Raw genomic sequence first — 6465 nt, forward strand, 5'->3', positions numbered from 1 at the left:
CTTCGTGGGAGGGCGGGGTGGAGGGCTGGCCGCCCCCGTCGTGCCCGCCGTCACCGTTCCCGTCGCCGTTGCCGTTCCCGTCGCCGTCGCCGTCGCCGTCGCCGGACTCGCAGTTGCCCAGGACGTCGACGCGAAACCATTCCTTGTCGCCCACCTTCGCGGTGAGGTTTCCGCGTACACAGGCCCCGTCGACGACGGAGTACACCCGGCCCCTGATGGTGATGTCCGTCCCGTCGTCGGTCTCGCCCTGGCAGTCCACCTTGACCACGGACTGGGTATCGGCGGACTCGCTGCGCGGGGTCACCTTGTCCTCGAAGCTGGCCGTGCAGCTGAGCCAGGCCACGTCGACCCCCTGCCGCTCCAGCTCCTTGGTGCCCATCTCGTCCGTGGTGAGCGCGACCGCGGAGGTGTTCAGCCCCCCGTCCACCGGCTCGCACGCGGTGACTCCCAGCGCGGTGGCACCGGCGAGCCCGACGGCGTACAGGATCATCGAACGCCGTGTCCCCAACACCCGTGTCCCGGGCATCCGCGCCCCGGACACCCGGCCACGTAACCGCCTCAATGCCCCCATAGGCGGCAGAGTGCCACCGCGCGCGCCGCTGCGGTAGACCGCTTGCGGCCATCTGTCCACCGGCTCCACCGGGCCCGCCCGGCCGGAAACGGCTCAGGTGCGCAGCAGCAGCCACTCCTGCAACTCGACCAGGTTGCCCTCGGGATCCTTGAGGTGGGCCACCCGCATGCGCTCCGTCATCGGCGCGGGCCCGTGCGCGAGGACCGCCCCGCGCCCGACGATCTCCTCGCAGTACGCGTCCAGGTCGTCGACCCGCAGCACCACCAGCGAGCGGTGCCCGGTCGCCGCGTCGGCCAGCTCGCCGAGGAGCCCGGCCATCATCGCCCGGTCCTGCAGGGCGATGCCCGCCGAGCCGACGGCGGGGCTGAACTTCTCGTACGGTCCGTCCTGGGCGCCCGACTGGGGCTTGAGGCCCAGGACTTCGCCGTAGAAGCGGTAGCAGGCAGGGAAGTCCGCGACGAGCAGACGGACCTGGGCGAGTTCCAACGCATCCCCCCGGGGGGTTCGGTCAGGACCAGCGGCCGGTGCGTCCGAGGAGCAGCGCGGTCGCCGCGGTCCCGGCGGTCGACGTGCGCAACACGCTACGCCCGAGCCGGTACGGCCTCGCGCCCGACTCGGCGAACGCCGCCAGCTCCTCCGGGGAGACGCCCCCTTCGGGCCCGACCACCAGCACGATGTGCCCGGCCGTCGGCAGTTCCGCCGTGGCCAGCGGGTCGCTGCCGCCCTCCTCGTGCAGGACCGCCGCGAAGTCGGCGTCCGCGAGGAGCGCGGCGACCTGCTTGGTCGACGCGGCGTCGGCGACCTCGGGGAAGCGGACCCGGCGCGACTGCTTGCCCGCCTCGCGCGCGGTGGCCCGCCACTTGGCGAGGGCCTTCAGGCCGCGGTCGCCCTTCCACTGCGTGATGCAGCGCGACGCGGTCCACGGCACGACGGCGTCGACGCCGGTCTCCGTCATGGTCTCCACGGCGAGCTCGCCGCGGTCGCCCTTGGGCAGGGCCTGCACGACGGTGATGCGGGGCGTCTGCTCGGGCTCCTCGGCCACGGCGTCCATCGACACCACGAGCCGGTCCTTGCCCTCGGTGCCGACGACCACGCAGTGCGCCCACCGTCCGGCGCCGTCGGTCAGGACGACGTCCTCACCGGCGCGCAGCCGCTTCACGGAGACGGCGTGCCGCCCCTCGGGCCCGTCCAGTACGTAGCGTCCGTCGCCGCCCGCGGTGAAGTCCTCGACGACGAAGACGGGGGCGGTCATTCCGCGCCCTCCGCGGCCAACGACGCCTTCGCCTCGGCGAGTTCGGCGGTGAGGACCTCGACGAGCTGTCCGGCGGGCAGCTCCCGGGCGAGCCGGTGGCCCTGTCCGGCCCAGAGCGCCATGGCCTGCGCGTCACCGGCCTTCGCCGCGGCCTTGCGCAGGCCGCTGGTGAGGTGGTGGATCTGGGGGTAGGCGGCGGGGGCGTACGGGCCGTGCTCGCGCATGAAGCGGTTGACGAGGCCGCGCGCCGGGCGCCCGGAGAACGCCCGGGTCAGCTCGGTCCGCACGAACAGCGGGTTGGTCATGGCCTGCTTGTGCAGGGGGTTCGCGCCCGACTCGGGGGTGACCAGGAAGGCCGTGCCGAGCTGCGCCGCGTCCGCGCCCGCCGCGAGCACCGCGGCGATCTGCGCGCCGCGCATCAGCCCGCCCGCCGCGACGATCGGGATCTGCACGGTCTCGCGGACCTGCGTGATGAGGGAGAGCAGCCCGATCCCGGCGCCGTCGGTCTCGGGGTTGTCCTTGTGGGTGCCCTGGTGTCCGCCCGCCTCGATGCCCTGCACGCACACGGCGTCGGCCCCGGCCCACTGGGCGGTCTGGGCCTCCTCCGCGGTGGTGACGGTGACGACGGTCAGCGTGTTGACGCGGGCGAAGGAGTCCAGGACGTCACGGGTGGGACAGCCGAAGGTGAAGGAGACGAGCGGCACGGGATCGTCGAGCAGGATCGCGAGCTTCGCGTCGTACCCGTCGTCGCGGCCGCTGTCCGGGTCGCCGAGCTCCGTCTCGTACCAGGTGGCCTCGCCGGCGAGCTGGTTGCGGTAGACCTCGACGGCCGCGGGGTCCGCGGAGTCGGGCTGCGGCATGAAGAGATTGACGCCGAAGGGCTGCGAGGTGAGCCCCCGCAACTGTTTGATCTCCTGGTACATCCCGTCGGCGGTCTTGTACCCGGCGGCGAGGAACCCGAGCCCACCGGCCTCGGCGACGGCCGCGGCGAGCCGGGGGCCGGAGGCACCGCCCGCCATGGGGGCCTGCACGATCGGACAGCGGCAGAGATCGGTCAGTGCGGAGGACATGCACGCATCGTGCCACGCCCCACGCACCGCACCGAATCGCGCACCCCGCACCTGGCGTGCGCCGCCCCGTCAGGGGCGCATCAGGGGCGCGGGGAAGTGCGCGAGCAGCCCCCACGCAGCCGCGGACGACCGACAAGGCCCCCGGCACGGAAGAACCGTCGCCGGGGGCCAGGGAAGCACCGCTCAAGGCGCTACCGCCCGTTGAACGCGTCCTTGAGGCGCGAGAACAGCCCCTGCTGCCCCGGCTGGAACTGCCCCGTGGGCCGCTCCTCGCCGCGCGTCTTCGCCAGCTCGCGCAGCAGCCGCTCCTGCTCGGGGTCGAGCTTCGTCGGCGTGAGGACCTCGACGTGCACGATGAGGTCGCCCCGGCCGCCGCCGCGCAGGTGCGTGATGCCGCGCCCGTGCAGCGGGACGGACTGCCCCGACTGCGTGCCGGGCCGGATGTCGATCTCCTCTAGGCCGTCCAGCGTCTCCAGCGGCACCTTCGTGCCGAGCGCCGCCGCCGTCATCGGAATGGTGACGGTGCAGTGCAGGTCGTCGCCGCGCCGCTGGAAGACGGCGTGCGGCAGCTCGTGGATCTCGACGTAGAGGTCACCGGCGGGACCGCCGCCGGGGCCGACCTCGCCCTCGCCCGCGAGCTGGATCCGCGTGCCGTTGTCGACACCTGCGGGGATCTTCACGGTCAGAGTCCTGCGCGACCGGATGCGGCCGTCACCGGCGCACTCCGGGCACGGGGTGGGCACGACCGTGCCGAAGCCCTGGCACTGCGGGCAGGGCCGCGAGGTCATGACCTGGCCGAGGAAGGACCGCGTGACCTGCGACACCTCGCCGCGACCGCGGCACATGTCACACGTCTGCGCGGAGGTACCGGGCGCGGCACCTTCACCACTGCAGGTCGTACACACCACAGCGGTGTCGACCTGGATGTCCTTGGTGGTCCCGAAGGCGGCCTCGTCGAGGTCGATCTCCAGCCGGATCATGGCGTCCTGGCCGCGACGCGTGCGCGAGCGCGGCCCGCGCTGCGACGCCGTCCCGAAGAACGCGTCCATGATGTCGGAGAAGTTGCCGAAGCCACCGGCGCCGAAGCCGCCCGCGCCTCCGCCGCCGCCCGCCTGGGACAGGGGGTCGCCGCCGAGGTCGTAGACCTGCTTCTTCTGCGGGTCCGACAACACCTCGTACGCGGCGTTGATCTCCTTGAAGCGCTCCTGAGTCTTCGGATCCGGATTCACATCCGGGTGAAGCTCACGCGCAAGCCTCCGGAAGGCCTTCTTGATTTCGTCCTGGGAAGCGTCGCGGCGCACGCCGAGTACGGCGTAGTAGTCCGTGGCCACTTACGACTCCGCCAGGATCTGTCCGACGTAACGTGCCACTGCGCGTACTGCTCCCATCGTTCCCGGATAGTCCATGCGGGTCGGTCCGACCACGCCGAGCTTGGCTACTGCCTCGCTTCCCGAACCGTAGCCGACCGAGACCACGGACGTGGAGCTGAGTCCCTCATGGGCGTTCTCATGACCGATCCGTACGGCCATGCCCGAATCCTGCACCTCACCAAGCAACTTGAGGAGCACGACCTGCTCCTCAAGGGCTTCGAGAACGGGCCGGATGGTGAGGGGAAAGTCATGTCCGAAGCGGGTGAGATTGGCGGTTCCGCCGATCATCAGCCGCTCCTCGGTCTCCTCGACGAGTGTTTCGAGAAGCGTGGAGAGGACGGTCGCGACGGTGCCGCGGTCCTCGGCCTCGAAGGCCTCGGGGAGGTCCTGCACCAACTGCGGCACGTCCGCGAAGCGCCGTGCCGCGACCCTGCTGTTCAGCCTGGCCCGCAGGTCCGCGAGCGCGGTCTCGCCGAACGGCGCCGGGCAGTCGATCATGCGCTGCTCGACCCGCCCCGTGTCGGTGATCAGTACGAGCATCAGCCGGGCGGGAGCCAGCGAGAGCAGCTCCACGTGCCGCACCGTCGACCGCGTGAGCGACGGATACTGCACCACGGCGACCTGCCGGGTGAGCTGCGCGAGCAGCCGCACCGTGCGCCCCACCACGTCGTCGAGGTCGACGGCGCCGTCAAGGAAATTCTGGATGGCTCGCCGCTCCGGCGCGGTCATCGGCTTGACGCCGGCGAGTTTGTCGACGAAGAGACGGTAGCCCTTGTCGGTCGGGATGCGCCCCGCGCTGGTGTGCGGCTGGGCGATGAACCCTTCCTCCTCCAGCACCGCCATGTCGTTGCGGACGGTGGCCGGGGAGACCCCCAGACGGTGTCGCTCGGTGAGCGCCTTGGAGCCGACGGGCTCCTCCGTGCCCACATAGTCATGGACGATGGCGCGCAGCACTTCGAGCCTGCGTTCACTGAGCATCGCGCACACCTCCAGCTGTCTCCGTCGTTCACGACGGGCCCCGGCATCCCCCGAGCCCCCACGCCTGGCACTCACCGCGGGCGAGTGCCAGCACTTCAAAAGGTCAGTGTACGGCCGTGAGGTACGGACCCGGCAAGACAGCGGCTGCCGAACACCGCCCGTACGGATAGCGTCACCGTATGAACGTGACGCCGGCATGGGAAGCGGCGGGCTGGGAGCGGCTCGCCCCACGCGTGGGACGGGTCCGCCTGCCCGTCTGGGACTGCACGGCGGGGCTCGTCGTCGGCGACGACGCGGCCCTCATGATCGAGGCCGGTTCGCACCTGGCCGAGGGCGCGGCCCTGCGGACCCAGGCACGCGCGATCCTCGGCGGCGACCGACGGGTCACCCACCTCGCCCTCACTCACCCGCACTTCGACCACGTCCTCGGGGCGGCGGCATTCGCGGGCGTTGAGGTGTACGGGGCAGTGGGCATCGACACGGTCTTCGCCAAGGGCCGCGACGAGCTGCGCGCGGACGCGGTACGCCACGGTCTGGACGCGGACGCGGCGGCCGAGGCGGCCGATCTCCTGGTCCGCCCGCACCATCTGGTGTGCGGGGAGTGGACGCTCGACCTGGGCGGCGGCGTCCAGGTGCTGCTCGCGAACATCGGCCCCGGCCACTCCGGCCACGACCTCGCGGTCCTGGTGCCCGGCACCGACGGCGGCCGGGAGGTGGTCTTCTGCGGCGACCTGGTCGAGGAGTCGGGCGACCCGCAGGCGGGCCCGGACGCGGCGCCGACGCACTGGCCGGCGGCGCTGGACCGCCTCCTGGACCTGGGCGGCGAGGACGCGCTGTACGTCCCCGGACACGGCGCGACGGTAAACGCGGCTTTTGTCCGCGCCCAACGCGCCACACTGGCGGCCCGCTTCGGCGTGTCGTAACGCCACCTCCCCCGACTCTTCCTATCGTCACCAGAATGCGCCAGTACTCCGCCGACCTCACGCCCCCTTGGAAGAAGCCGAAGCCCGTCCCCGAGGTGGCGGCGGACGCCGGCCTCGTGGTCGAGGAGCTGGGCACCGGTTTCTGCGGGGCGGTGATCCGCTGCGAGAAGACGGCGCAGGGCCCGACGGTGACCCTGGAGGACCGCTTCGGCAAGCACCGCGTCTTCCCGATGGAGCCGCGCGGCTTCCTCCTGGAGGGCCGCCCCGTCACCCTGGTCCGCCCCGCGCAGGCCCCCGTACG

At 72.1% G+C, this 6465-nt stretch carries 8 protein-coding genes; 2 read left to right on the top strand and 6 right to left on the bottom strand.

Annotated elements, in window-relative coordinates; translation table 11 throughout:
• From AOK03_RS33430 to hrcA, 6 genes are all read right to left on the bottom strand, one after another.
• Positions 1 to 490 (bottom strand): hypothetical protein (locus AOK03_RS33430; RefSeq protein ID WP_063792636.1); only part of this gene is annotated, 490 nt, incomplete at its 3' end.
• A gap of 174 nt (positions 491 to 664) precedes the next feature.
• Positions 665 to 1057 (bottom strand): VOC family protein, encoded by a 393-nt coding sequence (locus AOK03_RS33435; RefSeq protein ID WP_055569136.1) that lies wholly within the window; start codon positions 1055 to 1057, stop codon positions 665 to 667.
• A gap of 22 nt (positions 1058 to 1079) precedes the next feature.
• Entirely contained in the window at positions 1080 to 1823 is a 744-nt protein-coding gene (locus tag AOK03_RS33440) for a 16S rRNA (uracil(1498)-N(3))-methyltransferase (protein ID WP_055569137.1), read from the bottom strand.
• A complete protein-coding gene (locus tag AOK03_RS33445) occupies positions 1820 to 2893 on the bottom strand; it encodes a nitronate monooxygenase (RefSeq protein WP_055569138.1) in 1074 nt (357 codons plus the stop codon). The genes AOK03_RS33440 and AOK03_RS33445 overlap by 4 nt, the downstream gene beginning before the upstream one ends.
• Before the next feature lie 191 nt (positions 2894 to 3084).
• On the bottom strand, positions 3085 to 4224 hold the full coding sequence (gene dnaJ, locus AOK03_RS33450; protein ID WP_055569139.1) for a molecular chaperone DnaJ: 1140 nt from the start codon (positions 4222 to 4224) through the stop codon (positions 3085 to 3087).
• Positions 4225 to 5241 carry a heat-inducible transcriptional repressor HrcA gene (gene hrcA / locus AOK03_RS33455; RefSeq protein ID WP_055569140.1) on the bottom strand — a complete coding sequence of 339 codons (1017 nt, stop codon included), beginning with the start codon at positions 5239 to 5241 and terminating at the stop codon, positions 4225 to 4227.
• 185 nt (positions 5242 to 5426) lie between these two features.
• On the opposite strand from hrcA, the gene AOK03_RS33460 reads away from it, so the two are divergent.
• Both AOK03_RS33460 and AOK03_RS33465 read left to right on the top strand, forming a co-directional pair.
• Positions 5427 to 6164 (top strand): MBL fold metallo-hydrolase, encoded by a 738-nt coding sequence (locus AOK03_RS33460; protein WP_055569141.1) that lies wholly within the window; start codon positions 5427 to 5429, stop codon positions 6162 to 6164.
• Between the two features lie 35 nt (positions 6165 to 6199).
• The coding region (locus AOK03_RS33465; protein WP_157869148.1) for a DUF3097 family protein at positions 6200 to 6465 on the top strand (266 nt) is incomplete at its 3' end.

Origin of the sequence: Streptomyces atriruber (genome assembly GCF_001418325.1) — a bacterium.
GTDB lineage: Bacteria > Actinomycetota > Actinomycetes > Streptomycetales > Streptomycetaceae > Streptomyces > Streptomyces atriruber.

Excerpts from the sequence above, each read along its gene's own strand:
- AOK03_RS33440 (WP_055569137.1), bottom strand. The coding sequence starts at position 1,823 with ATGACCGCCCCCGTCTTCGTCGTCGAGGACTTCACCGCGGGCGGCGAC.
- AOK03_RS33445 (WP_055569138.1), bottom strand. The coding sequence starts at position 2,893 with ATGTCCTCCGCACTGACCGATCTCTGCCGCTGTCCGATCGTGCAGGCC.
- hrcA (WP_055569140.1), bottom strand. The coding sequence starts at position 5,241 with ATGCTCAGTGAACGCAGGCTCGAAGTGCTGCGCGCCATCGTCCATGAC.